Annotated in this window: 28 protein-coding genes and 1 tRNA gene; 14 read left to right on the top strand and 15 right to left on the bottom strand. The window is 70.3% G+C overall.

The features are described from left to right. The first annotated feature begins 34 nt into the window (after window positions 1-34). The 5 genes from acs to ACFYYT_RS17540 all read left to right on the top strand — a co-directional run bounded on the left by acs (window position 35) and on the right by ACFYYT_RS17540 (window position 5,613). Window positions 35-2,032: an acetate--CoA ligase gene (gene acs / locus ACFYYT_RS17560; RefSeq protein ID WP_351815642.1), complete on the top strand. Its 1,998-nt coding sequence runs from the start codon at window positions 35-37 to the stop codon at window positions 2,030-2,032. A gap of 255 nt (window positions 2,033-2,287) precedes the next feature. Beyond that, window positions 2,288-3,763, top strand: coding sequence for a Na+/H+ antiporter NhaA (gene nhaA, locus ACFYYT_RS17555; protein WP_351815639.1), 1,476 nt, complete (start codon window positions 2,288-2,290; stop codon window positions 3,761-3,763). A 54-nt stretch (window positions 3,764-3,817) separates the two neighbouring features. Further along, complete coding sequence (locus tag ACFYYT_RS17550; RefSeq protein ID WP_351815636.1) at window positions 3,818-4,276, top strand: phage holin family protein; 459 nt, start codon at window positions 3,818-3,820, stop codon at window positions 4,274-4,276. Then, window positions 4,273-5,253 (top strand): alpha/beta hydrolase, encoded by a 981-nt coding sequence (locus tag ACFYYT_RS17545; protein WP_351815633.1) that lies wholly within the window; start codon window positions 4,273-4,275, stop codon window positions 5,251-5,253. Before ACFYYT_RS17550 ends, ACFYYT_RS17545 begins: the two co-directional genes overlap by 4 nt. Window positions 5,254-5,436: 183 nt before the next feature. Then, on the top strand, window positions 5,437-5,613 hold the full coding sequence (locus ACFYYT_RS17540; protein ID WP_351815630.1) for a hypothetical protein: 177 nt from the start codon (window positions 5,437-5,439) through the stop codon (window positions 5,611-5,613). A gap of 54 nt (window positions 5,614-5,667) precedes the next feature. Here the strand turns inward: ACFYYT_RS17540 and ACFYYT_RS17535 are convergent, their stop codons facing one another. The 3 genes from ACFYYT_RS17535 to nth all read right to left on the bottom strand — a co-directional run bounded on the left by ACFYYT_RS17535 (window position 5,668) and on the right by nth (window position 8,754). Next, window positions 5,668-6,870 carry a MarP family serine protease gene (locus ACFYYT_RS17535; protein WP_351815815.1) on the bottom strand — a complete coding sequence of 401 codons (1,203 nt, stop codon included), beginning with the start codon at window positions 6,868-6,870 and terminating at the stop codon, window positions 5,668-5,670. 13 nt (window positions 6,871-6,883) lie between these two features. Next, the gene (locus tag ACFYYT_RS17530; protein ID WP_351815627.1) at window positions 6,884-7,600 is read right to left on the bottom strand and encodes a CoA pyrophosphatase; all 717 of its coding nucleotides are present in this window, start codon (window positions 7,598-7,600) and stop codon (window positions 6,884-6,886) included. A gap of 179 nt (window positions 7,601-7,779) precedes the next feature. Next, window positions 7,780-8,754 (bottom strand): endonuclease III, encoded by a 975-nt coding sequence (gene nth / locus ACFYYT_RS17525; RefSeq protein ID WP_388608362.1) that lies wholly within the window; start codon window positions 8,752-8,754, stop codon window positions 7,780-7,782. 254 nt (window positions 8,755-9,008) lie between these two features. On the opposite strand from nth, the gene ACFYYT_RS17520 reads away from it, so the two are divergent. Further along, a complete protein-coding gene (locus ACFYYT_RS17520) occupies window positions 9,009-9,683 on the top strand; it encodes a Crp/Fnr family transcriptional regulator (RefSeq protein WP_003981529.1) in 675 nt (224 codons plus the stop codon). Between the two features lie 86 nt (window positions 9,684-9,769). After that, window positions 9,770-10,570, top strand: coding sequence for a nucleotidyltransferase domain-containing protein (locus tag ACFYYT_RS17515; RefSeq protein ID WP_351815625.1), 801 nt, complete (start codon window positions 9,770-9,772; stop codon window positions 10,568-10,570). 22 nt (window positions 10,571-10,592) lie between these two features. On the opposite strand, the gene ACFYYT_RS17510 is transcribed toward ACFYYT_RS17515, so the two are convergent. From ACFYYT_RS17510 to ACFYYT_RS17490, 5 genes are all read right to left on the bottom strand, one after another. Beyond that, a complete protein-coding gene (locus ACFYYT_RS17510; RefSeq protein WP_351815622.1) occupies window positions 10,593-10,892 on the bottom strand; it encodes a hypothetical protein in 300 nt (99 codons plus the stop codon). Further along, window positions 10,889-11,734 carry an MBL fold metallo-hydrolase gene (locus tag ACFYYT_RS17505; protein WP_351815619.1) on the bottom strand — a complete coding sequence of 282 codons (846 nt, stop codon included), beginning with the start codon at window positions 11,732-11,734 and terminating at the stop codon, window positions 10,889-10,891. Before ACFYYT_RS17505 ends, ACFYYT_RS17510 begins: the two co-directional genes overlap by 4 nt. After that, window positions 11,731-12,633, bottom strand: a complete 903-nt coding sequence (locus ACFYYT_RS17500) for an NUDIX hydrolase (protein WP_351815616.1) — start codon at window positions 12,631-12,633, stop codon at window positions 11,731-11,733. The genes ACFYYT_RS17505 and ACFYYT_RS17500 overlap by 4 nt, the downstream gene beginning before the upstream one ends. 159 nt (window positions 12,634-12,792) lie before the next feature. Then, a complete protein-coding gene (locus tag ACFYYT_RS17495) occupies window positions 12,793-13,266 on the bottom strand; it encodes a RidA family protein (protein WP_351815613.1) in 474 nt (157 codons plus the stop codon). Continuing rightward, a complete protein-coding gene (locus ACFYYT_RS17490) occupies window positions 13,263-13,424 on the bottom strand; it encodes a DUF4177 domain-containing protein (RefSeq protein ID WP_007264966.1) in 162 nt (53 codons plus the stop codon). The genes ACFYYT_RS17495 and ACFYYT_RS17490 overlap by 4 nt, the downstream gene beginning before the upstream one ends. Window positions 13,425-13,470: 46 nt before the next feature. On the opposite strand from ACFYYT_RS17490, the gene ACFYYT_RS17485 reads away from it, so the two are divergent. Both ACFYYT_RS17485 and ACFYYT_RS17480 read left to right on the top strand, forming a co-directional pair. Further along, window positions 13,471-14,460 (top strand): ArsA-related P-loop ATPase, encoded by a 990-nt coding sequence (locus ACFYYT_RS17485; RefSeq protein ID WP_351815610.1) that lies wholly within the window; start codon window positions 13,471-13,473, stop codon window positions 14,458-14,460. Beyond that, window positions 14,453-15,781, top strand: a complete 1,329-nt coding sequence (locus tag ACFYYT_RS17480; RefSeq protein ID WP_351815607.1) for an ArsA family ATPase — start codon at window positions 14,453-14,455, stop codon at window positions 15,779-15,781. The genes ACFYYT_RS17485 and ACFYYT_RS17480 overlap by 8 nt, the downstream gene beginning before the upstream one ends. A gap of 37 nt (window positions 15,782-15,818) precedes the next feature. On the opposite strand, the gene ACFYYT_RS17475 is transcribed toward ACFYYT_RS17480, so the two are convergent. After that, window positions 15,819-16,169, bottom strand: a complete 351-nt coding sequence (locus ACFYYT_RS17475; protein ID WP_351815604.1) for a WhiB family transcriptional regulator — start codon at window positions 16,167-16,169, stop codon at window positions 15,819-15,821. A gap of 398 nt (window positions 16,170-16,567) precedes the next feature. On the opposite strand from ACFYYT_RS17475, the gene ACFYYT_RS17470 reads away from it, so the two are divergent. Then, a complete protein-coding gene (locus ACFYYT_RS17470) occupies window positions 16,568-18,919 on the top strand; it encodes a transglycosylase domain-containing protein (RefSeq protein ID WP_351815601.1) in 2,352 nt (783 codons plus the stop codon). Window positions 18,920-19,019: 100 nt separating this feature from the next. Here ACFYYT_RS17470 and ACFYYT_RS17465 read toward each other — a convergent pair whose 3' ends face one another. After that, the gene (locus ACFYYT_RS17465) at window positions 19,020-19,481 is read right to left on the bottom strand and encodes a GatB/YqeY domain-containing protein (protein ID WP_351815598.1); all 462 of its coding nucleotides are present in this window, start codon (window positions 19,479-19,481) and stop codon (window positions 19,020-19,022) included. A 68-nt stretch (window positions 19,482-19,549) separates the two neighbouring features. Between ACFYYT_RS17465 and ACFYYT_RS17460 the strand changes: the two genes are divergently transcribed. The 4 genes from ACFYYT_RS17460 (at window position 19,550) to ACFYYT_RS17445 (ending at window position 22,053) form a co-directional block, all read left to right on the top strand. Further along, a complete protein-coding gene (locus ACFYYT_RS17460; RefSeq protein WP_351815595.1) occupies window positions 19,550-20,488 on the top strand; it encodes a metallophosphoesterase in 939 nt (312 codons plus the stop codon). A 90-nt stretch (window positions 20,489-20,578) separates the two neighbouring features. Next, a tRNA-Pro gene (locus ACFYYT_RS17455) sits at window positions 20,579-20,652 on the top strand. A 647-nt stretch (window positions 20,653-21,299) separates the two neighbouring features. Next, on the top strand, window positions 21,300-21,635 hold the full coding sequence (locus ACFYYT_RS17450) for a hypothetical protein (RefSeq protein ID WP_388608353.1): 336 nt from the start codon (window positions 21,300-21,302) through the stop codon (window positions 21,633-21,635). 55 nt (window positions 21,636-21,690) lie between these two features. Further along, window positions 21,691-22,053 (top strand): hypothetical protein, encoded by a 363-nt coding sequence (locus tag ACFYYT_RS17445; protein ID WP_388608350.1) that lies wholly within the window; start codon window positions 21,691-21,693, stop codon window positions 22,051-22,053. A gap of 252 nt (window positions 22,054-22,305) precedes the next feature. Here the strand turns inward: ACFYYT_RS17445 and ACFYYT_RS17440 are convergent, their stop codons facing one another. The 5 genes from ACFYYT_RS17440 to ACFYYT_RS17420 are packed head-to-tail and all read right to left on the bottom strand — an operon-like array spanning window position 22,306 to window position 25,959. Further along, entirely contained in the window at window positions 22,306-22,707 is a 402-nt protein-coding gene (locus tag ACFYYT_RS17440) for a hypothetical protein (RefSeq protein WP_351815589.1), read from the bottom strand. 51 nt (window positions 22,708-22,758) lie between these two features. After that, window positions 22,759-23,181 (bottom strand): DUF4279 domain-containing protein, encoded by a 423-nt coding sequence (locus tag ACFYYT_RS17435; RefSeq protein WP_351815586.1) that lies wholly within the window; start codon window positions 23,179-23,181, stop codon window positions 22,759-22,761. 35 nt (window positions 23,182-23,216) lie between these two features. After that, window positions 23,217-24,860, bottom strand: coding sequence for a putative T7SS-secreted protein (locus tag ACFYYT_RS17430; protein WP_351815583.1), 1,644 nt, complete (start codon window positions 24,858-24,860; stop codon window positions 23,217-23,219). Continuing rightward, window positions 24,857-25,492: a hypothetical protein gene (locus ACFYYT_RS17425; RefSeq protein ID WP_351815580.1), complete on the bottom strand. Its 636-nt coding sequence runs from the start codon at window positions 25,490-25,492 to the stop codon at window positions 24,857-24,859. Before ACFYYT_RS17425 ends, ACFYYT_RS17430 begins: the two co-directional genes overlap by 4 nt. Next, entirely contained in the window at window positions 25,489-25,959 is a 471-nt protein-coding gene (locus tag ACFYYT_RS17420; protein WP_351815577.1) for a hypothetical protein, read from the bottom strand. Before ACFYYT_RS17420 ends, ACFYYT_RS17425 begins: the two co-directional genes overlap by 4 nt. Window positions 25,960-26,168: the final 209 nt, after the last annotated feature.

Here is a 26,168-nt window from a genome sequence, read left to right as displayed (position 1 = left end):
CCCCTTGTCACCTGGGCGTCTGACCTGATGAGCTATGCCCGGGGACACAACGGACACCCTGGGAAAGGGAGATGTCGTGAGCAATGACAGCCTGGCCAATCTGCTCAAAGAGGAGCGCCGGTTCGCACCGCCCGCCGCTCTGGCCGCCGCCGCCAACGTGACCGAAGGGGCGTACGCGCAGGCCGACGCGGACCGGCTGGGCTTCTGGGCCGAGCAGGCCCGGCGGCTGACCTGGGACACCGAGCCGACCGAAACGCTCGACTGGAGCAACCCGCCCTTCGCGAAGTGGTTCGCCGACGGCAAGCTGAACGTGGCGTACAACTGCGTGGACCGGCACGTCGAGGCCGGCAACGGCGACCGCGTGGCCATCCACTTCGAGGGGGAGCCCGGCGACAGCCGCTCGATCACCTACGCCCAGCTCAAGGACGAGGTCTCGCAGGCCGCCAACGCCCTCACCGAGCTCGGGGTCCGGGCCGGCGACCGGGTCGCCGTCTACCTGCCGATGATCCCCGAAGCGGTCGTCGCGATGCTCGCCTGCGCCCGCGTCGGCGCCGCGCACTCGGTGGTCTTCGGCGGTTTCTCCGCCGACGCCGTCGCCTCCCGCATCCAGGACGCCGACGCCAAGCTGGTGATCACCGCCGACGGCGGCTACCGCCGCGGCAAGCCCAGCGCGCTCAAGCCCGCCATCGACGAGGCCGTAGCCAAGTGCCCGCAGGTCGAGCACGTCCTCGTGGTCCGCCGGACCGGCCAGGACACCGCCTTCACCGAGGGCCGGGACGTCTGGTGGCACGACGCGGTCGGCCGCCAGTCCACCGAGCACGCCCCGCAGGCCTTCGACGCCGAGCACCCGCTCTTCATCCTGTACACCTCGGGCACCACCGGGAAGCCGAAGGGCATCCTGCACACCTCGGGCGGCTACCTCACGCAGGCGGCGTACACCCACCACGCCGTCTTCGACCTCAAGCCGGAGAGCGACGTCTACTGGTGCACCGCCGACATCGGCTGGGTCACCGGGCACTCCTACATCGTCTACGGGCCGCTCGCCAACGGCGCCACCCAGGTGATGTACGAGGGCACGCCGGACACGCCGCACCAGGGCCGGTTCTGGGAGGTCGTGCAGAAGTACGGCGTCACCATCCTCTACACCGCGCCCACGGCGATCCGTACGTTCATGAAGTGGGGCGACGACATCCCCGCGAAGTTCGACCTGTCGAGCCTGCGCGTGCTGGGCTCGGTCGGCGAGCCGATCAACCCCGAGGCCTGGATCTGGTACCGCAAGCACATCGGCGGCGACCGCTGCCCGATCGTGGACACCTGGTGGCAGACCGAGACCGGCGCCATGATGATCGCCCCGCTGCCGGGTGTCACCGAGACCAAGCCCGGCTCCGCGCAGCGCGCGCTGCCCGGCATCGGTGCCACCGTCGTGGACGACGAGGGCCGCGAGGTCGACAACGGCGGGGGCGGGTACCTCGTCCTCACCGAGCCGTGGCCGTCGATGCTGCGCACCATCTGGGGCGACGACCAGCGGTTCGTCGACACCTACTGGTCCCGTTTCGAGGGCAAGTACTTCGCGGGCGACGGCGCCAAGAAGGACGACGACGGCGACATCTGGCTGCTCGGCCGGGTCGACGACGTGATGCTCGTGTCGGGCCACAACATCTCGACCACCGAGGTGGAGTCGGCGCTCGTCTCGCACCCCTCCGTCGCCGAGGCGGCCGTCGTGGGCGCCAAGGACGAGACCACCGGCCAGGCCATCGTGGCCTTCGTGATCCTGCGCGGCACCGCCACCGAGACCGACACCCTGGTCGGGGAGCTGCGCAACCACGTGGGCGCCACGCTCGGCCCGATCGCCAAGCCGAAGCGGATCGTCCCCGTGCAGGAGCTGCCGAAGACCCGGTCCGGCAAGATCATGCGGCGTCTGCTGCGCGACGTGGCGGAGGACCGCGCCGTCGGTGACGTCACCACTCTGGCCGACTCCTCGGTCATGGACCTGATCCAGACCAAGCTGCCCAGCGCCTCCAGCGAGGACTGACCGGCAGCGGAGCGGCAGGCGGGCCAAGGCCCGGAGGGCGTCCGGCGCACAACGCGCCGGGCGCCCTCCTCCCGTTTAAGGTGAAGATCACCCGATACGACCGCGCGGACCCTGTAGGGTAAAGGAAACGTCAATAATTGACGTTCTCCAGGAGTTCCGGGAAGTCCAGGACCTCCGAGGGATCTCAGGGTGCGCCGGGAAGTCTGGTCGGCAACTGCATTTGCCATGCCGTCGACCACCCGGAGGTTCCCCACCGTGGCCACGCCCCCGCCCAGCACCCGCCGCAAGTTCCTCGGCAGGCTCACCCTGCCCGAGCACCGCTTCGTCGCCGACGCGCTGCGCACCGAGACCGTGGGCGGCATCCTGCTTCTGGTGGCCGCCATCGCCGCACTCACCTGGGCGAACATCCCCGCGCTGGCCGACAGCTACGAACGCGTGCGGTCCTTCCACATCGGGCCCGCCGCCCTCGGCCTGGACCTCTCGCTCCAACACTGGGCGGCCGACGGCCTGCTCGCGATCTTCTTCTTCGTCGCCGGCATCGAACTCAAGCGCGAACTCGTCGCGGGCGACCTGCGCGACGCCAAGGCCGCCGCCCTCCCGGTCATCGCCGCCGTGTGCGGCATGGCCGCGCCCGCGCTGGTCTACGTCCTGGTCAACACGGTGGGCGGCGGCTCGCTCGGCGGATGGGCGGTTCCCACCGCGACCGACATCGCCTTCGCGCTCGCCGTCCTCGCGGTCATCGGCACCTCGCTGCCGTCCGCGCTGCGCGCCTTCCTGCTGACCCTGGCCGTCGTCGACGACCTCTTCGCCATCCTGATCATCGCGGTGTTCTTCACCAGCGAGCTGAACTTCTGGGCCCTCGGCGGGGCCGTCCTCGGCCTGGTCCTCTTCTGGTTCCTGCTGCGCGTGGGCGTACGGGGCTGGTACGTGTACGTACCGCTGGCCCTGGTCATCTGGGGCCTGATGTACAACAGCGGCGTCCACGCGACCATCGCCGGAGTGGCGATGGGCCTGATGCTGCGCTGCACCCGCAAGGACGGCGAGGACCACTCCCCCGGCGAGCACATCGAGCACCTCGTACGGCCGGTCTCGGCCGGCCTGGCCGTCCCGCTCTTCGCCCTCTTCTCGGCCGGTGTCTCGCTCTCCGACGAGGCCATCGCGCAGGTCTTCACCCGCCCGGAGACCCTCGGCGTGGTCCTCGGCCTGGTCGTCGGCAAGACGGTCGGCATCTTCGGCGGCACCTGGCTCGCGGCCCGCTTCACCAAGGCCGAACTCAACGAGGACCTCGCCTGGCCCGACGTGCTGGCCGTGGCCTCCCTCGCCGGCATCGGCTTCACCGTCTCCCTCCTGATCGGCGAACTCGCCTTCACCGACGACCCCGTACTGACCGACGAGATCAAGGCCTCCGTCCTGATCGGCTCCCTGATCGCGGCGATCGTCGCGAGCGTCATGCTCAAGATGCGCAACCGCCGCTACCAGAAGCTGACCGAGGACGAGGAGCGCGACGAGGACCTCGACGGGATCCCGGACATCTACGAGCAGGACAACCCGGCGTACCACCTGCGGATGGCGAAGATCCACGAGGACAAGGCCGCCGAACACCGCCGCCGGGCCGCGGCCGCGGCCGCGGCGGCCCGCGGACCGCTGGACGCGGCGGCGCCCGGATCCGCGGACGACCCGGCGGGCGAACCGGCGGGCGGGTCCAGCACCGGGGCCGACCGTCCGGCATGATCTGACGGAGACGCAGGACAACCGTCGGCAGCAGACGACAGAGGGAGATCAGAGATGAGCGCAGTGGACCAAGGGGCTCCGGGAGCCGAGCGCACGCTCGGCCAGCTGGTCGCCTCGGCCACCGCCGAGATGTCGGCCCTGGTGCACGACGAGATCGCCCTCGCCAAGGTCGAGATCAAGCAGGACGTCAAGCGCGCGGGAATCGGCAGCGGGGCCGCCATCGTGGCGGGCGTACTGCTGCTGTTCTCCCTCCCCGTACTGAGTTTCGCCGCGGCCTACGGGATCCACAATCTCGGCCTCGGCCTGGCCTGGTCCTTCCTCATCGTCGGCGGCGCGTTCTGGCTGCTCGCGGGCCTGATCGGGCTCCTCGCCGTGGCGAAGTTCAAGAAGGTCAAGCCGCCGGTGAAGACCATCGACTCCGTCAAGCGGACCGCCGCCGTCGTCAGCACCGTCAAGCCGCATCCGCGGCCGGTGAGTGACCAGGCCGTGGGTGTGGCACGCTCGTCTTCATGACAGCCCCCTCGCCGGACTCCAGCCCTGCGCCCACCGCTGCTTCGGCGGTACGGATCGGCCTTCCCGGCGGCCGGGCGGTGACCCACCGGGACGTCGCCGCGAACGGGGCCCGCTTCCACGTCGCGGAGGTCGGCGACGGGCCGCTGGTGCTCCTGCTGCACGGGTTCCCGCAGTTCTGGTGGACCTGGCGGCACCAGCTGACCGCCCTCGCGGACGCCGGGTACCGCGCGGTGGCGATGGACCTGCGCGGGGTGGGCGGCAGCGACCGCACTCCGCGCGGCTACGACCCCGCGAACCTGGCACTGGACATCACCGGGGTCATCCGGTCCCTCGGCGAGCCGGACGCCGCCCTCGTCGGGCACGACCTGGGCGGCTACCTCGCCTGGACGGCGGCCGTGATGCGGCCCAAGCTGGTCCGCCGGCTGGTCGTCTCCTCCATGCCGCATCCGCGCCGCTGGCGCTCGGCGATGCTGGCCGACTTCGGGCAGACCCGGGCGAGCTCCCACATCTGGGGGTTCCAGCGGCCGTTCGTCCCCGAGCGGCAACTGGTCGCCGACGGCGGGGCCCTGGTGGGCGAGCTGATCCGGGAGTGGTCCGGACCCCGGCTCCAGGCCGACGGCTCGGAGGGCTCCGACGAGGAGGCCCTCGCCGTGTACCGCAGGGCGATGTGCATCCCCTCGACCGCGCACTGCTCGATCGAGCCCTACCGCTGGATGATGCGCTCGATGGCCCGGCCGGACGGACTGCAGTTCTACCGGCGGATGAAGCGGCCCGTACGGGTGCCGACGCTGCACCTGCACGGCTCGCTCGACCCGGTGATGCGCACCCGCAGCGCGGCCGGCTCAGGGGAGTACGTCGAAGCCCCGTACCGCTGGCGGCTCTTCGACGGCCTGGGGCACTTCCCGCACGAGGAGGACCCGGCGGCGTTCTCCACCGAGTTGGTGAACTGGCTGAAAGACCCCGAGCCCGACCGCTGACGGGCCGTCCGCCGGGCTCCGCCGGGCGTCCGCCGGGCGTCCGCCGAGCCCCTGACGGACCGTTCGCCGGTTTGGCGGAGCTTTCGTACGACATTCACATGAGCGTTCAATTGCCCGGCGCATAGGCCAATTGGCCGCCCCGAGGGGGGTTACGGACCTTGGGGCCCGGGCACAGCTCGTTGTATGGGCTGGACGCACGACCACGGTGACACCGCACACGAACGCCGCTCGGCCACCGCGCCGGGCACGCACGACAGGACCGTCCGGGACGGTCACGTCGACCCCCGGCTGGGGATCCCCCGCATCCTGCGCCGCCGCGCCCGATGGGTCTCGGCGCGGCTGCGCCATCCCCGGATGTAGGGCCCCGGAGGCCCCGGAGACCGGGGACCCGGCGGCGTCCGGGGCCCGGTGGGGTCAGAGGGCGCAGCCCTGGGTGTCGACCCGGCGCTCCGAGGTCTTCCCGAGGCGGATGTCGTCCCGGATCTCGTCGGCCGTCAGGGCGTAGCCGGTGTTCGGGTCGTCGAGCGACTTCGCGAAGACGACCCCGTACACCCGGCCTTCGGGCGTCAGCAGGGGGCCGCCGGAGTTGCCCTGGCGGACGGTCGCGTACAGCGAGTAGACGTCGCGGCGGACGGTGCCCCGGTGGTAGATGTCCGGGCCGTTGGCGTTGATCCGGCCGCGGACGCGGGCCGCGCGGACGTCGTAGGCGCCGTTCTCGGGGAAACCGGCCACGATCGCGTCGCTGCTGCTCGTGGCGTCCTTGTCGGTGAACTCCAGGGCCGGGGCGCGCAGCTTGGGCACGTCCAGCACGGCGATGTCGCGCTCCCAGTCGTAGAGCACCACCTTGCCGTCGAAGAGCTTGCCCTCGCCGCCGACCTGCACGGTCGGTTCGACGACCCCGCCGACGACATGGGCGTTGGTCATCACCTTGCCCGGCGCGAAGACGAAGCCCGTGCCCTCCAGGACCTTGCTGCAACTCGGGGCGGTGCCGACGACCTTCACGATCGAGAGCTTCGCCTGCTCGGCGACCGCGCTGCGGGCCAGGGCCGGGTCGGGCGGCTTGACCTCGGTGATGGGCTCGTTGGAGAACGGGCTGAAGACCTGGGGGAAGCCGTTGCGGGCCAGGGTGGAACTGAAGTCCGAGAACCAGGTGTTCGCCTGCGCCGGGAGCACCCGGGACACGCCGAGGAGCACCTTGGAGTTGCGGACCTCCTTGCCCAGCGTGGGAAGTGAGGTCCCGGCGAGCGCCGAGCCGATCAGCCAGGCCACCAGCAGCATCGCGACGACGTTGACCAGCGCGCCGCCGGTCGCGTCGAGCGCGCGGGCGGGCGACCAGGTGATGTGGCGCCGCAGCCGGTTGCCCAGATGGGTGGTCAGGGCCTGGCCGATCGAGGCACAGATGATGATCACGACGACGGCGATCACGACGACGGTGGTCGTCACCTGGGTGCCGTTGTCCGTCACCCGGTCCCAGATCAGGGGCAGCAGGGACACGGCGATGAGACCACCGCCGAGGAAGCCGATCACCGACAGGATGCCGACGACGAACCCCTGGCGGTAGCCCACGATCGCGAACCACACGGCGGCGACCAGCAGCAGGATGTCCAGCACGTTCACGAGGGTCACCGTCTCATGCGTGCCAGTCGAGTGGGACCTGACGTGAGCGGTCCCACGGGCGCTCCCAGCCCGCGAAGTGCAGGATGCGGTCGATCACTCCGGCGGTGAAGCCCCAGACGAGGGCCGATTCGACCGTGAATGCGGGGCCTTGGTGGCCGCGCGGGTGTACCACGGTCACCCGGTGCCGGGGGTCCGTGAGATCCGCCACGGGCACCGTGAAGACCCGGGCCGTCTCGGCCGGGTCCACCGCGCCGACCGGGGACGGTTCGCGCCACCAGCCGAGCACCGGGGTGACGACGAACTCGCTGACGGGGATGTAGAGCCGGGGCAGCACCCCGAAGAGCTGGACGCCGGCCGGATCGAGGCCGGTCTCCTCCTCGGCCTCGCGCAGCGCGGCGCGCAGCGGGCCGGTGGTGTGCGGGTCGCCGTCCTGCGGATCGAGGGCGCCGCCGGGGAAGGAGGGCTGACCCGCGTGCGAGCGCAGGGTGCCGGCGCGCTCCTGGAGCAGCAGTTCGGGACCGCGCGGGCCCTCGCCGAAGAGGATCAGCACGGCGGACTGCCGGCCCCGGCCGTCCTCGGGCGGCAGGAAGCGGCTGAGCTGGCGCGGGCGCACGGTACGGGCGGCCTCCACGACCGGGTCCAGCCAGGCGGGCAGGCCCTCGGTGCTGAGGGTGAGGCCGCCGTCCCCGCGGGCGGCGGCCGTGGTCTCGTCCTGCGTACCGCGCGTCATAGGCACCCCTGTCCCCGATCTCCTGTTGAACACCGTCTCCTGCGGACCCCGTTCCCACACCGCTGAACGCGGTCCGGGTACGGATTCGTTCCTACGGGGGCGCGCGGCGGGCTGGCCGCGCGCCCCCGGCCGCGCTCATGCCCGGCTCAGGCCCGGCTCAGCCCTCGCTCAGCCCTCACTCAGGCCTCCGTAGGGGCTCCCAGCGGGGCGGCGGGGCGGCCCGGGTAGTCCGGGGGCGGGGAGAGCCGCTGGCCCGGGTAGCCGCCCTTCTCGTACTTCAGCAGCTTCTTGGCCTTCTCCGGGTCGGTCTCGCCCTCCCCGTACGCCGGGCAGAGCGGGGCGATGGGGCAGGCGCCGCAGGCGGGCTTGCGGGCGTGGCAGATCCGGCGGCCGTGGAAGACGACGCGGTGCGAGAGCATCGTCCACTCGCTCTTGGGGAAGATCGCGCAGATCTCCGCCTCGACCTTCTCCGGGTCCTCCTGCTCGGTCCACTTGAAGCGGCGCACCAGCCGTCCGAAATGGGTGTCGACGGTGATCCCGGGGACTCCGAAGACGTTGCCGAGGACGACATTGGCCGTCTTGCGGCCGACGCCGGGCAGGGTGACCAGGTCTTCGAGGCGGCCGGGGACCTCGCCGTCGAAGCGGTCCCGCAGGGCCTGGGAGAGGCCGAGCAGCGACTTCGCCTTCATCCGGAAGAACCCGGTCGGCCGGATCAGCTCCTCCAGTTCCTCCGGCACGGCCGCGGCCATGTCCTCGGGGGTCGGGTAGGCGGCGAACAGCGCCGGGGTCGTCTGGTTCACGCGCAGGTCGGTGGTCTGCGCGGACAGGACGGTGGCGACCAGGAGCTCGAAGGGGTTGCGGAAGTCCAGCTCCGGATGGGCGTACGGGTAGACCTCGGCCAGCTCGCGGTTGATCCGCCGGGCTCTGCGGATCATGGCCAGGCGGGATTCGGGCCTGGCCGCCGCCCGGGACCTGGAGGGCGTGACCGTGGCGGCGGTGGCGCCCGACGCGCCCGCGCCGGCGTCCGCGGCCGCGTCTGCGGCCGCGCCCCTGGTCGTGCCTGCGGTCGCGGACTTCGGTTTCTTGGCCGAAGCTTTGCCCTGGGGGCCCGACCGGACCGCCCCGGACGCCTCCGCAGGGGCTTGTTCGCCCACGGCAGAATTATGGGCCGCCGTCACTCCTGCGGACCCCTTGGCCTGTGCTCTCACCGGCTTATTGGACACCCGGCCAGCCTAAGGCCGGGCACCGACACCCGCCCGGACCTCAGGTAACACCACCCCGATCGGCCGCTCACCACACAGCACGGGCCCGCGTCCGGCATCCTAGGTAGTGATTGATCGCACTGTTTGAGCCGTCCGGCAAAATGGGAGACCGGTCCCCTGAGCTGGTCGACATAGGAGAGAGACTCGTGGACGACGTTCTGCGGCGCGCCCCGCTCTTCGCGGCGCTCGATGACGAGCAGGCCGCGGAGCTCCGCGCCTCCATGGGCGAGGTGACCCTCGCACGCGGTGACGCCCTGTTCCACGAGGGCGACCCCGGCGACCGGCTGTATGTCGTGACCGAGGGCAAGGTGAAGCTCCACCGCACCTCCCCCGACGGTCGCGAGAACATGCTGGCCGTCCTCGGCCCCGGCGAGCTGATCGGCGAGCTGTCGCTCTTCGACCCGGGCCCGCGCACCGCCACCGCCACCGCGCTGACCGAGGTCAAGCTCCTCGGCCTCGGCCACGGTGACCTCCAGCCGTGGCTCAACGCCCGGCCCGAGGTCGCGACCGCGCTGCTGCGCGCCGTCGCCCGCCGCCTGCGCAAGACCAACGACCAGATGTCCGACCTGGTCTTCTCCGACGTTCCGGGCCGCGTGGCCCGCGCGCTCCTCGACCTGTCGCGCCGCTTCGGCGTGCAGTCGGAGGAGGGCATCCACGTCGTGCACGACCTGACGCAGGAGGAGCTGGCCCAGCTCGTCGGCGCCTCCCGCGAGACCGTGAACAAGGCCCTGGCCGACTTCGCGGGCCGCGGCTGGCTGCGCCTGGAGGCGCGCGCCGTGATCCTGCTGGACGTGGAGCGCCTCGCGAAGCGCTCTCGCTGACGCACCCGGCCTCACCGTGAGGGGTCCTGCCCGAGAGGGCGGGGCCCCTTCCGCGTCCCCGGGCCCGGACGGGCAGACTGGGGATCATGGAACGCAGAGGTCTGGACGCGGACGGCCACTTCGAGCGTGAGGGGTCCCTCGGCCGGGTCCAGCCCGCCTTCTCGGCCCTGGTCGCCGCCGCGCGCGCCCGCACCGCGGAGGCGTACGGAGCCCGGCTGCACAGCGCCTACCTCTACGGGTCCGTCCCGCGCGGGACCGCCCGCCCCGGACGCTCCGACCTCGACCTGCTGCTCGCCCTGCACCACGAACCCTCCGACGAGGACCGGGACACCGCCGAGGTACTGGGGCGCGGCCTCGACGAGGACTTCCCGGAGATCGACGGCGTCGGCATCCTGCTGTTCGGCAAGGACCGGCTGCTGAGCGAGCAGGAACGTTACGACCTGGGCTGGTTCCTGGCCTGCCTGTGCACGCCGCTGCTCGGCGACGACCTGGCCGAGCACCTGCCCCGCTACCGTCCCGACGGCCTGCTCGCCCGGGAGACCAACGGGGACCTGGCCCGCCTGCTGCCCGGCTGGCGGGAGCGGTTCGAGGCCGCCTCGGAGCCGGCCGAGTACCGCCGGCTGAGCCGTGGCTTCGCACGGCACCTGGTGCGCACCGGGTTCACGCTGGTCATGCCCCGGTGGGGCGGCTGGACCAGCGACCTCACCGAGTCGGCGGAGGTCTTCGGCCGGTACTACCCGCGGCGGGCCGCGCAGATGCGGGCCGCGGCCGCCGTGGTGCTGGCCCCCGTCGAGGACCCGGCGGTGGTGCGGGCGTACGTCGAGGACCTCGGCCCGTGGCTCGCGGCGGAGTACACGGCCCGGCACGGGACGAAGGCACCGCGCTAGGGGGTGTCCGTTCCGGGGGAGGTCAGGCGCGCGGGGCGGCGTCCAGCGCCTCGACCGCCTGCTTGGCCTCCAGCAGACCCGCGCCGGTGATCTCCCGGTACCGCTTGACGGCCGCCACCTCGCGGCCCTCGCGCTTCAGGCCCCGTACGCCGTCCAGCCCGGCGGGCTCAGGCTCCTCGATGCCGAAGTGCTCCAGCACCAGGCCCAGGCGCCGCTCCAGCCGGTCGGCCCGGGCGGCCAGGGCCCTCGTGCGCAGGGTCACCGTCGAGATGACCCAGCCGGCGGCGGCGAGCAGTGCGAGCAGGACGAGCAGTGTGTTCATTCGGGCCCCCCCGGGATCAGTCCGTGATCACGAAGGTACTCCAGCTGCGCCTGGACCGACCACGTGGCGGCCGGCCAGAGCGAGCGGTCCACATCGGCGTAGACCTGGGCGACGACCGCCTCGGGGGTGACGAAGCCGTTCTCCACCGCCGTCTCGACCTGCGCGAGCCGGTGGGCGCGGTGGGCCAGGTAGTACTCGACGGCGCCCTGGGCGTCCTCCAGAACGGGTCCGTGGCCCGGCAGCACCGTGGTCACGCCGTCGTCGACGGTGAGCGACCGCAGGCGGCGCAGGGAGTCCAGGTAGTCGCCGAGGCGGCCGTCGGGGTGCGCGACGACGGTGGTGCCGCGGCCCAGGATCGTGTCGCCGGTCAGGACGGCCCGGTCGGCGGGCAGGTGGAAGCAGAGCGAATCGGCGGTGTGGCCGGGGGTGGGGACGACGCGCAGCTCCAGGCCGCCGGTGCGGATCACGCTGCCCGCGGCCAGGCCCTCGTCGCCGAGGCGCAGGGCGGGGTCGAGCGCGCGGACCTTCGTACCGGTCAGCTCGGCGAAGCGGCCCGCGCCCTCGGCGTGGTCGGGGTGGCCGTGGGTGAGGAGGGTCAGGGCGACGCGCTTGCCGGCCTGCTCGGCGGTGGCGACGACGGCCCTCAGGTGCCCCTCGTCCAGCGGGCCGGGGTCGATGACGACGGCCAGCTCGGAGCCGGGCTCCGAGACGAGCCAGGTGTTGGTGCCGTCCAGGGTCATGGCCGAGGCGTTGGGGGCCAGTACGTTGACGGCGCGGGCGGTCGCCGGACCGGAGGCGACGACTCCGCGGGGCTGGCCGGGGAGGGCCACGGCGTCGGTCATGCGGGGCCTCCCGGGCGGACGCGCTTGGTGAACTCATCGTGGCCCGGCCAGCTCAGCACCAGCTCCCCGTCGATCAGCTCGGCCTGCGCCAGCACCGGCGTCAGGTCCTGGCGCGCGGCCGCGGTCAGGGCGGCGGAGGCGGTCGGGTGGGGCTCCAGGGAGCGCAGGGTGGAGATGGTGGGCGGCATCATCAGCAGCTCGCCGGCGTCGTACCGGGCGGCGGCCTCGGTGGGGCGGATCCACACGGTCCGGTCGGCCTCGGTGGAGGCGTTGCGGGTGCGCTGGCCCTCCGGGAGGGCCGCGACGAAGAACCAGGTGTCGTAGCGGCGGGGCTCGAACTCCGGGGTGATCCAGCGGGCCCACGCGCCGAGCAGGTCCGAGCGGAGCAGCAGGCCGCGGCGGTCGAGGAACTCGGCGAAGGAGAGCTCGCGGGCGACGAGGGCCGCGCGGTCGGCCTCCCAGTCGTCGCCGGTGGTGTCGCCGACGACCGTGTCGGGGGTTTCCCCGGCGAGGAGTACGCCGGCCTCCTCGAAGGTCTCGCGGACGGCTCCGCAGACGATGGCCTGGGCGGTGGCGGCGTCGGTGCCGAGCCGCCCGGCCCAGACGTCCCGGCCCGGGCCGGCCCAGCCGACGCGGCGGTCCTCGTCGCGGGGGTCGACCCCGCCGCCGGGGTAGGCGTAGGCGCCTCCGGCGAAGGCCATGGACGCCCGACGGCGCAGCATGTGTACGGCGGGGCCGCTCGGGGTGTCACGGAGCAGCATCACCGTGGCGGCGCGTTTGGGGGCCACCGGGGTGAGGGCGCCGTCCGCGAGGGCGCGGATGCGGTCGGGCCACTCCGGGGGGTACCACTGGCCTCCGGCGGGCTGGGTGGGCGACGGACCGTGCTGACCATTCGGCATGGCCGGATGCTACGACCATCCGGCCCGATGTTCGAGGCCCCCCTCCCCTGGCCGGAGAGGGTGGATGGGGCCGGAGGGGGAAACGGCACCGGCTCCGGGCTCGCCGCGCCGGAGGGAGTCCGGTGCGGCGGCGCGAAGCCGGGAGGGGGTGGTGGAGCGTCAGGCCGAGGCGGTGAGTTCCACCTGGATCTCGACCTCTACCGGGGCGTCCAGGGGCAGGACCGCCACGCCCACCGCGCTGCGGGCGTGCACGCCCTTCTCGCCGAGGATCTCGCCCAGCAGCTCGCTCGCGCCGTTCAGGACGCCCGGCTGGGCCGTGAAGTCGGGGGCCGAGGCGACGAAGCCGACGACCTTGACCACGCGGGCGATCTTGTCGAGGTCACCGACCACGGACTTGACGGCGGCCAGCGCGTTCAGCGCGCAGGTCGCGGCCAGCTCCTTGGCCTGCTCCGCCGAGACCTCCGCGCCGACCTTGCCGGTCAGCGGCAGCTTGCCCTGCACCATCGGCAGCTGGCCGGCGGTGTACACGTACGCGCCCGACCGGACGGCCGGCTGGTAGGTGGCCAGCGGCGGGACGACCTCGGGCAGGGTCAGGCCCAGCTCCGCGATCCGCGCCTCGACGACGCCGCTCATGCCTTCTCCCGCTTGAGGTAGGCCACGAGCTGCTCGGGGTTGTTCGGGCCGGGCACGACCTGGACGAGCTCCCAGCCGTCCTCGCCCCAGGTGTCCAGGATCTGCTTGGTGGCGTGAACCAGCAGGGGGACCGTCGCGTATTCGAACTTCTTGGTCATGGGGCCGAGCGTAATGCCTGCGCGGGAGTGGTTAGGCTCGGACGCTGTGAGCAGGCTCCAGGTGGTCAGCGGCAAGGGCGGCACCGGCAAGACCACGGTCGCCGCGGCACTCGCGCTCTCCCTCGCACGCGAGGGCAGGCGGACTCTTCTCGTGGAGGTCGAGGGCAGGCAGGGCATCGCACAGCTTTTCGGCACGGAAGCGCTCCCCTACGAGGAGCGGAAGATCGCCGTCGCGCCAGGCGGCGGCGGAGGTGAGGTGTACGCGCTCGCCATCGACGCGGAGCGGGCGCTGCTGGACTACCTCCAGATGTTCTACAAGCTCGGCTCGGCCGGGCGCGCCCTGAAGAAACTGGGCGCCATCGACTTCGCGACGACGATCGCGCCGGGGCTGCGGGACGTCCTGCTGACCGGCAAGGCGTGCGAGGCGGTGCGGCGCAAGGACAAGGCGGGCCGGTTCGTCTACGACCACGTGATCATGGACGCTCCGCCGACCGGGCGGATCACCCGGTTCCTGAACGTCAACGACGAGGTGGCGGGGCTGGCCCGGTTCGGGCCGATCCACAACCAGGCGCAGGCCGTCATGAAGGTGCTCAAGTCCCCGGACACCGCGGTGCACCTGGTGACCCTGCTGGAGGAGATGCCCGTCCAGGAGACCGCGGACGGCATCGCGGAACTCCAGGCGGCGGGGCTCCCGGTGGGCCGGGTCTTCGTGAACATGGTGCGCCCGCACCACTTGGACGAGAGCACCCTGCGCGAGGCCGCCGACGGCCACCGGGGGGAGATCGCCAAGGCCCTGTCCCGGGCGGGGCTCGGGGGCGCGCGGCGGGGCGGGCTGGCCGAGCGGCTGGTGGAGCCGCTGCTGGCGCAGGCCGCCGAGCACGCGAGCCGGGTGGAGCTGGAGCGGGAGCAACGCGCGGTGCTGGCGGGGCTGCGGGTGCCGACGTACGAACTTCCCCTGCTCGGCTCGGGGATGGACCCGGCCGGGCTGTACGAGCTGGCTACGGAACTCCGCAAGCAGGCGGACGCCGATGAGTGAGGGTGGGAACACCGTGGGCCTGGACACTCCCGCACAGCTGGCGGTCGACGCGCTGCTGGACGACCCGAAGACCCGGATCATCGTGTGCTGCGGCGCGGGCGGGGTCGGCAAGACCACCACCGCCGCGGCGCTCGGCGTCCGGGCGGCCGAACGGGGCCGCAAGGCGGTCGTGCTGACCATCGACCCGGCCCGCAGGCTGGCCCAGTCGATGGGCATCGACTCGCTGGACAACACGCCGCGCAGGGTGGCGGGCGTGGCGGGCGACGGCGAACTGCACGCCATGATGCTGGACATGAAGCGGACGTTCGACGAGATCGTCGAATCGCACGCGGACGGCGACCGGGCGCAGGCGATCCTGGCGAACCCCTTCTACCAGTCCCTGTCGGCCGGCTTCGCGGGCACGCAGGAGTACATGGCGATGGAGAAGCTGGGCCAGCTGCGGGCCAGGGACGACTGGGACCTGATCGTGGTGGACACCCCGCCGAGCCGGTCGGCGCTGGACTTCCTCGACGCGCCGAAGCGCCTCGGGTCGTTCCTGGACGGGAAGTTCATCCGGGTGCTGATGGCTCCGGCGAAGGTCGGCGGGCGGGCCGGGATGAAGTTCCTGAACGTCGGCATGTCGCTGATGACCGGCACGCTGAGCAAGCTGATGGGTGCCTCGCTGCTGAAGGACGTCCAGACCTTCGTGGCGGCGATGGACACGATGTTCGGCGGGTTCCGCACGCGTGCGGACGCGACGTTCCGGCTGCTCCAGGCCCCGGGGACGGCCTTCCTCGTGGTCGCGGCCCCCGAACCGGACGCGCTGCGCGAGGCGGCGTACTTCGTGGAACGGCTGGCCGCGGAACGGATGCCGCTGGCCGGGCTGGTGCTGAACCGGGTGCACGGGAGCGACGCCGCGCGGCTGTCCGCGGAGCGGGCCCTGGCCGCCGCAGAGAATCTTGAAGAAGGCGGCATTGTCGATCAGGAGTCCGGGAAAACTGGACTGCGTGACGCCGCCGAGAACGGCTCCCCCGGCGCGGGCGAAGCGAACGACGACGACTGCGAAGACGACAGCGACAGCGACAGCGAAGACGGCGGCCGGCACGAGAACGGGCACCACGGCGCGAGCGACGTGGACGAGATCACGGCCGGGTTGTTGCGCCTGCACGCCGAACGGATGCAGGTGATCGCGCGCGAACAGCGCACACGCGACCGCTTCACCTTGCTCCACCCCGAAGTGGCGGTGGTACATGTGGCCGCCCTGCCCGGCGATGTGCACGACCTCGCCGGGCTACGGGCCATCGGAGAGCAGCTCGCGGCCGGGGTTCCGGCCGGAGCGTAGGCGTTCGTACGACGTGACGTCGTGGCGCGCCGGGTGGTTACCCGGCTGCCGCGTACGTCTCGTACGTGACGTCGAGCTCCGCGTCCACATCCATGGTGAGGATGCCCGTGCTGCGCTCGTACTCCGTGCGGGCGGTTTCGAGCAGCCGTCGCCACGAGGTGACGGTGGGGCGCCTGCGCAGCAGCGCACGGCGTTCCCGCTCGGTCATTCCGCCCCATACTCCGAACTCGACACGGTTGTCGAGCGCGTCGGCCAGGCATTCGGTCCGCACCGGACATCCGGTGCACACCGCCTTGGCCCTGTTCTGTGCCGCTCCTTGAACGAACAGTTCATCCGGATCGGTAGTGCGGCAGGCTGCCTGCGCACTCCAGTCGGTAACCCAGCCCATCCCGGCGCCGTCCTCTCCCGAATCGAGGCTCCCCCACGGCGGCATGCGGCATATTCACCGCTGCCAGTTGAGGACGTTACGGAAGGTGGGCAGAGTGCAACACCCCCGACGGGCCCAATCTTGAATGGTCCGAACGGACTATGGGTAAGCGGCAGATCACCCGACGGAGTGATCCGGCGACATGCCCGACCTATCCGGCGATTCGGGTGAAATCAGGAAAGCGCCGGTGCGCGGCCGTCAGAGGGAAGGGCGGGATTCGGACATGAGTCCACCCCATTCGGGAAGGGTGAAAATCAAGCCGGGGGGTTGATGTCGCACCGCGCTCCTGTGACAGTTGGGGTCAGCTTAGGCCAAGGCATTCGCGTGTGTCCGGCGAATGAGAACGTAGGCTGCCCTCCATGGGAAAGAAGCGCTCGGGCGGCGGGCTCACGGGGCCACAGCAGGCCGCCAAGTTCCTCGGGGTGTCCGTTCTCTCCGGAGTCGTACTCGCCGGCATCGCGATCCCGGGCGCAGGCGCGCTGGGGCTCGCGGCCAAGGGGACCGTCGAGGGTTTCGACGAGATCCCGGCCAATCTGAAGACCCCTCCGCTGAGCCAGCGCACCACGATTCTGGACGCGGAAGGTGGCTTGATCGCCACCGTCTATTCACGGGACCGGCAGGTCGTCCCCCTCACGGCCATCTCGCCGTACATGCAGAAGGCGATCGTCGCGATCGAGGACTCGCGCTTCTACGAGCACGGCGCGGTCGACCTCAAGGGCATCCTGCGCGCGGTCAACCGCAATGCGCAGGAGGGCGGCGCCGCTCAGGGCGCCTCCACGCTGACGCAGCAGTACGTCAAGAACGTCTTCGTCGAGGAGGCCGGCGACGACGAGTCGAAGGTCCGCGAGGCTCAGGAGAAGAGCCTCGGGCGCAAGATCCGCGAGCTCAAGTACTCGATCCAGGTCGAGGAGGAGCTCGGGAAGAAGAAGATCCTCGAGAACTACCTGAACATCACCTACTTCGGTCAGCAGGCGTACGGGATCGAGTCCGCGGCGCAGCGCTACTTCAGCAAGCCGGCCAAGGACCTAACCCTGGAGGAGTCGGCGCTGCTGGCGGGCGTCGTGCAGTCGCCGAGCCGGTTCGACCCGGTGAACGACGCGCAGGAGGCGATGAAGCGCCGCAACACCGTCCTCCAGCGGATGGCCGACATGAAGGACATCTCGCAGGCCGAGGCCGACGAGGCGAAGCAGAAGCCGGTCCAGCTGAAGGTGACGCGCCCCAAGAACGGCTGCATCACCGCGGTCAAGGGCGCGGGCTTCTTCTGCGACTACGTGCGCAACACCTTCCTGACGGATCCGGTGTTCGGCAAGACCCGCGAGGAGCGCGCCAAGATCTGGAACCAGGGCGGCCTGACGGTCCGCACCACGCTGGACCCGCAGTCCCAGGACGCGGCCAACGCCTCGATCAAGGACCACGTGAACGAGGACGACTCGATCGCGACGGCCGTGACCATGGTCCAGCCGGGCACCGGGCGCGTCCTGGCGATGGGCCAGTCGAAGCCGTACGGCTTCGGGAAGAACGAGACCCAGATCAACTACTCCGTGGACAAGCGGATGGGCGGGTCCAACTTCGGCTTCCAGGTGGGTTCGACGTTCAAGCCGTTCATCGCGGCCGCCGCCATAGAGCGGGGCATGGAGCCGACGAAGGTCTACTCGGCGCCGAACAAGATGGAGTACCCGAGCCCGGTGTCGCGCTGCGACGGCTCGAACTGGCAGAACCTCCCGCTCGCGAACGGCAAACTGCAGACCGCCGAGAACGAGACCTCGGACGAGGTCGGCCCGTACGCGATGAAGACGGCGATGGAGAAGTCCATCAACACGTACTTCGTGCAGATGATCTCCGACATCGGGCTCTGCCCGGTCACGGAGATGACGCAGAAGCTCGGCGTGGTCCCGGCCAGCGGTGTGAAGCTGCCCGAGGAGCCGTCCATCGCGCTCGGCTCCGCCGAGATGTCCCCGCTGACGATGGCCAACGCGTACGCCACCTTCGCCAACCGGGGCGTCTACTGCACCCCGATCGCCCTGGAGTCGATCACCGACGCGCACGGCAAGGCGCTCGCGGTGCCGAAGACCAAGTGCGACCGGGCGATGGCCCAGGACACGGCCGACACCATCAACACCCTGCTGCGCGGAGTGGTCGACTCCGGTACGGGTGAGCGGGCCGGCCTGACCGACCGGGACAACGCCGGCAAGACCGGTACGACGGACAACCGCTACAACGCCTGGTTCGTCGGCTACACGCCGAACCTGTCCGGAGCGGTGTGGGTCGGTTCGGGCGGGGCGAAGAAGATCACGATGGAGGACATCACCATCGGCGGCCAGTACTACCCGAAGGTCTTCGGTGGTGGCCTGCCCGGTCCGATCTGGAAGGACGCGGTCTCCGGCTCGCTGTCCGGCCGCGAGGCCCCCGGCTTCGTGACGGTCAGCATCCCGGAGCCCTCGGTTCCGGGCGGCGGGGGCGGGGGCGGGAACGGCACCGGCGGGAACAACGGCGGCCGCAACAACCCGCCGAGCCCGCCGGTCACCCCGCGCAAGCCCGGGAAGCCGGGCAAGCCCGGCGGTGACAACAAGCCGGGCGACAACCGCCCCGGCGGCGCGACGGCGGCCGGACCCACGGGCGGCCTCTTCGGCGGCGCCACCGGCGGCGGCGGGGCGACCGACCTGCTCACCGGCGGCACCAACGCGGGTGACGGCGGCGCGGAGCCCCAGTAGCGGAAACGAAGAGGGGGAGGGCCCCGGCGGACACGTCCGCCGGGGCCCTCCCCTTTACTGCTTTACTGCCGCTGCCCGGTGTCCGGTGCCCGGTCGCGGGCTACGCGAGGTGCTTCTTGACGGCGGCGGCGACCCGGCCGCCCTCCGCCAGGCCCGCCACCTTCGGGTTCACGATCTTCATGACGGCACCCATGGCCCGCGGCCCCTCGGCACCCGCCGCCTTGGCCTCCTCGACCGCGGCCGCGACGATCGCGGCGAGCTCGTCGTCGCCGAGCTGCTTGGGCAGGTAACCGTCGAGGAACTCGCCCTCCGCGGTCTCCCGCGCGGACTGCTCGGCCCGGCCGCCCTGGGCGAAGGCCTCGGCGGCCTCGCGGCGCTTCTTCGCCTCCTTGGCGATCACCTTGAGGACTTCGTCATCGGAGAGCACACGGGCTTCCTTGCCCGCGACCTCTTCCTTGGTGATGGCGGTGAGGGTCAGGCGCAGGGTGGACGAAGCGAGTTCGTCGCGCGCCCTGATGGCGGTGGTGAGGTCTTCCTGGAGCTTGGCCTTGAGCGTGGTCATGCCCTTGAGTCTGCCAGGTGCGGGGGCGGTGGCGCCCGCCGGTTTTCCGGGTCTGCGACGATGGGGGCATGCGCGCGCGTTACGAAGTCCCCCTGAAGGTCACGGCCGGACTCGCGGCGGCGGGGGCCGCGGGAGTGGCCTATGCCGCCGGTTTCGAGGCCCGTTCCTTCCGGCTCCGCCGGGTCACCGTGCCGGTCCTCCCCTCCGGGATGCGACCGCTGCGCGTGCTCCAGGTGTCGGACATCCACATGGTCGGCGGGCAGCGCAAGAAGCGCGCCTGGCTCCAGTCCCTGGCCGGGCTGCGCCCCGACTTCGTGGTGAACACGGGCGACAACCTCTCCGACACGGAGGGCGTGCCCGAGGTGCTGGACGCACTGGGGCCGCTGATGGAGTTCCCCGGCGTGTACGTCTTCGGGTCGAACGACTACTACGGGCCCCGGCTGCGCAACCCCGGGCGCTACCTGATCGAGAAGGCGCAGGGCCGGCACGGGCTGAACGGCAACAAGCCGGTCGTCGGCGCCGTCCACAACCCGTGGGAGGACCTGCGGGACGCCTTCGACGCGGCCGGCTGGCTGAACCTCACCAACACCCGGGCCCGGCTCAAGCTGGACGGGCTGGAGCTGGCCTTCACCGGCCTGGACGACCCGCACATCAAGCGGGACCGCTACGAGCGGGTGGCGGGCGGCCCCGAGACGGACGCGGACTTCTCGATGGCCGTCGTGCACGCCCCGTACCTGCGGGTCCTGGAATCCTTCACCGCCGACCGGTACCCGCTGATCCTCGCCGGGCACACCCACGGCGGCCAGCTGTGCATCCCCTTCTACGGGGCCCTCGTCACCAACTGCGACCTCGACACCAAGCGGGTGAAGGGCCTGTCCACGTACGAGGCCGAGGGGCAGCGCGCCTACCTGCACGTGTCGGCCGGCTGCGGCACCAACCGCTTCACCCCGGTCCGCTTCGCCTGCCCCCCGGAGGCCACCCTCCTGACCCTCACCCCGAAGGCCTGACGGCCACCTGCGAAAACCGGATTTCGTCTCAGGGCGAGGGTCCGCTAAAGTAATCGATGTCGCCAGGCAGCGAGCCTGCAAGGTGGACATCGGGGTGTAGCGCAGCTTGGCAGCGCGCTTCGTTCGGGACGAAGAGGTCGTGGGTTCAAATCCCGCCACCCCGACTTCGTAAGACCAGGTCAGGGGCCTGATCCGCATCGCGGATCAGGCCCCTGTTTGGCGTTTGCCCCTGTATTGAGAGCCATTAGCGCGGGTAGTCTCTTCACCGTCGCGTCGACGGGGGCTCGGCCACGCCCGTCTCCCCGACCGCCCTGGCCGCGGAAGGGCTCCTCGAACGGCGGCGCCTCCATGAGTGGGTGATCGCCAACCCCCGGGTCCATGGCGAGTCGGTGCTCGTGATCACCTCCGAGTTCGACCGGTGGGCCGACACGGACGGGATACCGGCCCGGGACCGACGGGACGTCCGCGACGTACACCTCCAGGCGATCACCTATGCCGCCCTCGTCTCCCGGTTCGACCTCGACACGCCGGCCCAGGCTCACCACGACCTCCTGACGGGCGGGGGAGAGACCATCGGACTCGACGCATGCAGGGCATGCGCCCCCTTGACCACGTGGACGGGAGTGGAGTCCGGAGCTCCTCCAGCACCCCAGGCAGGTGATCATCGCTGCCGACTTCCCCAAGCAGGTCACCCACACTGTGGTCTGGCTGTCGGAGATGAACCTCGACATCGACCCCATCCAGGTGGGCCTGTGGAAGGTCCAGGACAAGCTTGTAACCCGCTTCACCAAGGTTTATCCGACCCTCAGAGGTGGAGGAGTTCACCCTGGCACCGGCCCGACGCGAGGCAAAGGCCGCCGTCGGGAAGCTGGAGGAGCGCGCCCAGGCCCAGAAGGCCGTGCGCGTCCTCGCCGAGGCCGGGCTACTCCCGGGACACGGCGCACCGGAAGCCATCCGCGAGACCATCCAGCAGTGGGTGCGTGAAGACGGCAGGCGTGGCACCGCCACATGGAGCAACAGCCCCTCCAACTCGCTGACCTTGAATCCGGTGGCCGGCCTACTCGCCTACCGGCCTGGCGAAGCGCGTGTTCACCAGCGTGACCGGCCGCAAGGTCGAAGGGATACGGGGGCACCACCTGGTGGGTGACACCGGCCATGTGCCGGAGGCGGTCGGCCCTGGCGAGTGGGCGGCTCTTGCAGGCATGGACCTGGTGCGCCTGGCCAACCAGCTATACGGCACCGGCAAGGACTGGGCGAGCCTGCACATCCTCCCGAACGCCGTCCCCGCCGGACGGTGCATTACGTACGGGGACGTGGCGGCCGTGATCGGCAGCCACGCAGTCCCGGTGGGCACCCACCTGGCCGCCTGCGGCCAGCGCCCCAACGCCTGGCGGGTCCTCAACGCAGCGGGCCGCGCCGGCTCCGGGTTCCGGTGGACCGATCCAATCCGCATCGAGCCCCCCGCAGATGTGCTGCGGGCCGAGGGCGTCCGCTTCGACGCCGACGCAGCCGATCCGACCGCGCGCCCGACGGTAGACAACCTCGGGACGCTACTCGACAGGTGAGTCGATCCTGCCGTGGAAGCCACCTGGCAGCTGACCTCTTCACCTCCGGTCCATCGATCGCGTCGACTTCAGCAAGCGGCCGGTGGCCTGGGTTGACCGCCTCTTCGTGGGCGATTTACGCAACCTTGTGACCTGCTGAAATGGGTTTCCAAGCCAGGGTTGTGGCACAGGCTGAGGAGAGCGCCGAGCACACGCAGGAGGGTCCTCAAAAGCAAACGTTGTCACCCTGCTGACAGCTTCGAGGTTGCTCGGCTACCCGTCGATCCAGCTCAACGGGTCACTTTCGGGAGCCCCTTCCTCCCTGCGACAGGTGAACGTCAGGGGAAGGGCCAAAGACGCCAGCTCCGACAGGAGATCAGGCGACACAAACATTCTCGATCCGGTCTCCACGGTGCCGGCGATATCCACATGCACTGAGTGTCCATCCGAAAGAAGCAGCCCCACGTGTTCGAGCTTGGTCCGGAGCTGGGCGACCAGCGAGAAGACCTGTTGCTCAAGCAGGCCGCCGGCACCTTCGCCGAAGCTCGCCACCCAACAGTCTGGACTGGAATCGATGCGCGAGCCCACCCCAAGCGGCGCCACGTCGAGCGCAAGAGCCGAAGTCACGAACTGTGCATTGATTCCGCTCTTTTTGACTACGAGAGTAACGCTCACACGCCGCCAACTATCCACCGCAGCCATTTCAGCCCCTGCCCTTCCAGTAGATCATCGCTCGTTCAGGTTTGGTGTAAGAACCAGAGGCACACCCAAGGAGGCGATCCTGGAGATGGCCAGAGAAGAAAAAAAGACTCGAGATTCGTGATTGGCGAAGCCATAGATGGCCAGGTAGACCTCGAACCCCTCTGCCATCATTTCCTTTAGCTGCGCCGCACACCTTTCTGCCGAAATCAGGATATTATCCAGCTGTTCGGAAAACTCTCTGGTCGTACGGTCATCACATTGCAGTCGCCACTGTCCGTCGACTTCACCCGGAGGGCCCCAGCGATCCAGCCCCGGCATGCGTACCGCTGTCGGCTGCAGCCCGAGACGGGCCGTCACCGAGTCCGGATCAAGGTCCCCCCTCTTGACCACAAGAGACACATCTGTAAGGACCCACGGGTTCCCCGCCCGCCCCAATTCAGAATCCATCGGACCGCCCCATCCCACTCACTCTCTTGATTTCACTACTTGAACTCCCGGCATGCAGCCCAGTGAACATTCCCCATGTTTTCCTTCAGGAGATCCGACAGCATCGTCCGCTGTGCCACCGTTGTCGAATTCTCGTACACAGTGAAGCCACCAGCTCCCGTTGCTTCCGGGGGTGCAAGCGTATAATTCGGTATGCGATCGCCGGGACCAAAAGATTCCACGGCCCCTCCAGGGTAGGAACCGCCTTCGACTGCAACCCCATTCAATCCTGGAATTCTATCACCGTGGGGCACATAGAACGATATTCTCGTTCCCGGCGGGACGACTATCTCGCCAGCACCCATCTCGATGTAGCCGTGACCAGCCAGCACGGTTTCCCCATCCGGCCGTCCACCTTTAAGTACGCGACTCGCATAGTATCGGCCGTCCGTATCAGGCCACGGTCGCGACAGGACTTCTGGTTTGCTTTCGACAACAGCCCGTCTCACGTCTTCAAAATCCGGAATGTGGGCGCCGGAGCCTCTGCTGGCCAAACGGTCGAGGGCTTTGCCGGTACGGATGGGAATCGTCTCTTCGGCGGCGAGTCTGGCCGCTGTCCGGGCTCCGCCCAGACCCTTGGTGCCGATCAGCTCCGGCAGGAGCCGTCCTAGGCCTTCGCTGGGGTCGTCCTTGAAGCTGTCGATCAGTGCTGACGGGACACGTTCGGGGTGAGCGGCGGTCGAGACGAGGCCGGCCAACGTCATGTTGACGTGCTGCTGGTATTCGGCGGGGTGGGTGAGGTTGTAGGGGTCGTTGGGGTTGAGGCCGCGGGCAAAGTTGAGGGTTCCCGCAGTGCCCTTGAGCACTCCGCCCACGACGTGGTTGAGCTCTACGACCTGGGCGCCCTCGTGGTCTAGGAAGTCGGCCCAGGCGCGGTGGGATGCCGACGGTGTGGCCGGGGCGTGTTCGAGAGCCGCGGTGAGGGTGTGCTCAGCCGTGCGTGCGGCATCGTCGCGCTGGCGGCGGGCCTCGTCCAGAATCTCGTGGGCCCGGGTGCGGGCAGCCTCTCCCGGATCGGGGCCCGGTGCCGGGCAGGGGCCGGCTTGCACAGACTTCTGGTAGGCGTCGAATTGCGCCTTGTACGCGGCCTCGGCGTCCTTCGACGCCTTCACGCCTTGTTTGTAGAGCTCGATGGCCTCCAGGGCCTGCTTCTGCGCCCACTCCACCGTCTCCGCATAGCCGTTGAGAGCCTTGCCCGCGGCCTCACAGGCAGCGGAAGCGTGAAACCAGTCCGCGGGGTGCATCGCGAACTTCGCACGGAACACGTCGGCCGCGGCCCCCTTCCAATGGCCCGAATCCAGGGCCTTCATGCCCTGACCGACTCGGTCGAACGCCGTATGGAAGTCCGCTAGGTGGCTGGCCGATTCCCTGATCGCCGACGGCTTGCCGTGGACGAGCTCGCTCGCCAGCTCGCTCTGCCCGAGGTCCCGCTCGCGCACGGCGGCTCCGAGACCGGAGGCGACGTTGTCGCCAAAGTCCTGGACCTTGTGCGCCCAGTCGTGCGCGCCGACGGAGTCGAGAGCACCCCCGATCCCGCCGGTGACCTTATCGACGCCTTCGCCTGCGACTCTCTTGGCGGCGTCCCAGCTGTCCTCCAGCTCGCCCAGGCCCTTGTCGACCAGCCCGCCCCAGTCCGTCACCGGCCTTCATCGCCTGTCTTGGGCTTAGGTGCCGGGCCGACCATGTCGTCGACCACCTTGTCCACCTCGCCGCGTAGACCGGCGGCGTCAATGACCTGGTTGGGCAGGAGGACATCGGAGCTGTTCACGTCCCGCACTGCGCTCTTCCAGGCCTCCTCGCCCTCTTCGTTGGCCCGCACGAAGGACGCCGGGGTGTAGTCCGCGTCCCTGATCTGCGTGTACGGGTTATCAGCCAGGACGTCGTCCCAACCCTTCCTGGTGATGTCGTCCTCGGACACGTACGGATTGCCCATCGCCGAGTTGGCCAGCACCTTGAAACCGCCCTGGATGTACTGGTCCTGCTCGTGGAGCGCACCAGCCGACAGACCGACCTTCGCCGCGAAATCATTGCCCTGCTGCACCAGAGAGCGAACTCCCCACTCCCAACGCTCACAAAACGTCCTGAGCGTGGACGCCAGGCCGTCGTGACCCGCCTCCATCCCCGACAATCCCAGATCGGAGAAGCCCCGGCCCATACTGGCCGTTCCCACCATCCCGAGTTCCTTCAGCTCGGCCAGCGTCTTCGTGATTCCCTCGGCGATCTGGCCCAGCGCCGCCTTCGAGACATCAAGATCCGCCCTGTCTCCGCTCACGCCGGCACCCCGTCAACCGCCGCCACATCCGGCACGATCCCCCGCACCGGCGGGAACACCGCACCATCAGGACCCGCCGCGTTCAGCGCGACCCCGCACGGGAAGTCCAGCGCCGGCACCACCTCGTCCAGCAGTCGTGCGCCGACCACACGGCGGTACGGCCACCGATCCCCCGGCTCGTCCCGCGCCTCTGCGAACCGGGCCAGCGCCACTTCGTCCGAGAACGCGCAGATCCAGTCCAGGCCCCCGAACGCGGCGGTCCACAAGCCACCCCGCTCGTCCAACGGCACCAGCACCACCCGGCTACGGAAATCCGCAAGCCGCTCCAGCACCGCCTCCCGCTCCTCCTCCAGCGGATCAACCACCGGGGCCGGAACAGCTGCCTCGGCCGGCGGTATTGCCGGAGCTGAGGCTGCGCGTTCAACCGCTGCCGCACGCAGCTGAGCCCACTCCTCGTCAAACCCCACCCAAAAACTCCTCACGCCGGTCCGCTGGTCAGCTCCTAGCCAACCAGCTGAACTCCCCAACCTGTTCACGTCGAACGTACTGCCCGTTGTCATGTGACTTTCGGGCCCACGCAGCAATTCACGGGTGCACATCTCAGGCCAAAGTCCCGCCAGCCACCAACAACGGTTGTCCAAGGCCAAGGCCAAGGGCTGGTCTGGGATGGGACGCA

This window comes from Streptomyces sp. NPDC002032 (assembly GCF_042890765.1).
In the GTDB taxonomy this organism is placed as follows: Bacteria; Actinomycetota; Actinomycetes; order Streptomycetales; family Streptomycetaceae; genus Streptomyces.
The sequence above is the reverse complement of the archived record's forward strand: the minus strand, read 5'-3'. Positions and strand labels throughout refer to the sequence as shown.

Excerpts from the sequence above, each read along its gene's own strand:
- acs (WP_351815642.1), top strand. The coding sequence starts at position 35 with ATGCCCGGGGACACAACGGACACCCTGGGAAAGGGAGATGTCGTGAGC.
- ACFYYT_RS17490 (WP_007264966.1), bottom strand. The coding sequence starts at position 13,424 with ATGACCAAGAAGTTCGAATACGCGACGGTCCCCCTGCTGGTTCACGCC.
- ACFYYT_RS17510 (WP_351815622.1), bottom strand. The coding sequence starts at position 10,892 with ATGAACACACTGCTCGTCCTGCTCGCACTGCTCGCCGCCGCCGGCTGG.
- ACFYYT_RS17445 (WP_388608350.1), top strand. The coding sequence starts at position 21,691 with ATGGACCTGGTGCGCCTGGCCAACCAGCTATACGGCACCGGCAAGGAC.
- ACFYYT_RS17540 (WP_351815630.1), top strand. The coding sequence starts at position 5,437 with ATGGGCTGGACGCACGACCACGGTGACACCGCACACGAACGCCGCTCG.
- ACFYYT_RS17480 (WP_351815607.1), top strand. The coding sequence starts at position 14,453 with ATGAGTGAGGGTGGGAACACCGTGGGCCTGGACACTCCCGCACAGCTG.
- ACFYYT_RS17530 (WP_351815627.1), bottom strand. The coding sequence starts at position 7,600 with ATGACGCGCGGTACGCAGGACGAGACCACGGCCGCCGCCCGCGGGGAC.
- ACFYYT_RS17550 (WP_351815636.1), top strand. The coding sequence starts at position 3,818 with ATGAGCGCAGTGGACCAAGGGGCTCCGGGAGCCGAGCGCACGCTCGGC.
- ACFYYT_RS17460 (WP_351815595.1), top strand. The coding sequence starts at position 19,550 with ATGCGCGCGCGTTACGAAGTCCCCCTGAAGGTCACGGCCGGACTCGCG.
- ACFYYT_RS17475 (WP_351815604.1), bottom strand. The coding sequence starts at position 16,169 with ATGGGCTGGGTTACCGACTGGAGTGCGCAGGCAGCCTGCCGCACTACC.
- ACFYYT_RS17465 (WP_351815598.1), bottom strand. The coding sequence starts at position 19,481 with ATGACCACGCTCAAGGCCAAGCTCCAGGAAGACCTCACCACCGCCATC.
- ACFYYT_RS17470 (WP_351815601.1), top strand. The coding sequence starts at position 16,568 with ATGGGAAAGAAGCGCTCGGGCGGCGGGCTCACGGGGCCACAGCAGGCC.
- ACFYYT_RS17515 (WP_351815625.1), top strand. The coding sequence starts at position 9,770 with ATGGAACGCAGAGGTCTGGACGCGGACGGCCACTTCGAGCGTGAGGGG.
- ACFYYT_RS17505 (WP_351815619.1), bottom strand. The coding sequence starts at position 11,734 with ATGACCGACGCCGTGGCCCTCCCCGGCCAGCCCCGCGGAGTCGTCGCC.
- ACFYYT_RS17500 (WP_351815616.1), bottom strand. The coding sequence starts at position 12,633 with ATGCCGAATGGTCAGCACGGTCCGTCGCCCACCCAGCCCGCCGGAGGC.
- ACFYYT_RS17435 (WP_351815586.1), bottom strand. The coding sequence starts at position 23,181 with ATGGATTCTGAATTGGGGCGGGCGGGGAACCCGTGGGTCCTTACAGAT.
- ACFYYT_RS17495 (WP_351815613.1), bottom strand. The coding sequence starts at position 13,266 with ATGAGCGGCGTCGTCGAGGCGCGGATCGCGGAGCTGGGCCTGACCCTG.
- ACFYYT_RS17545 (WP_351815633.1), top strand. The coding sequence starts at position 4,273 with ATGACAGCCCCCTCGCCGGACTCCAGCCCTGCGCCCACCGCTGCTTCG.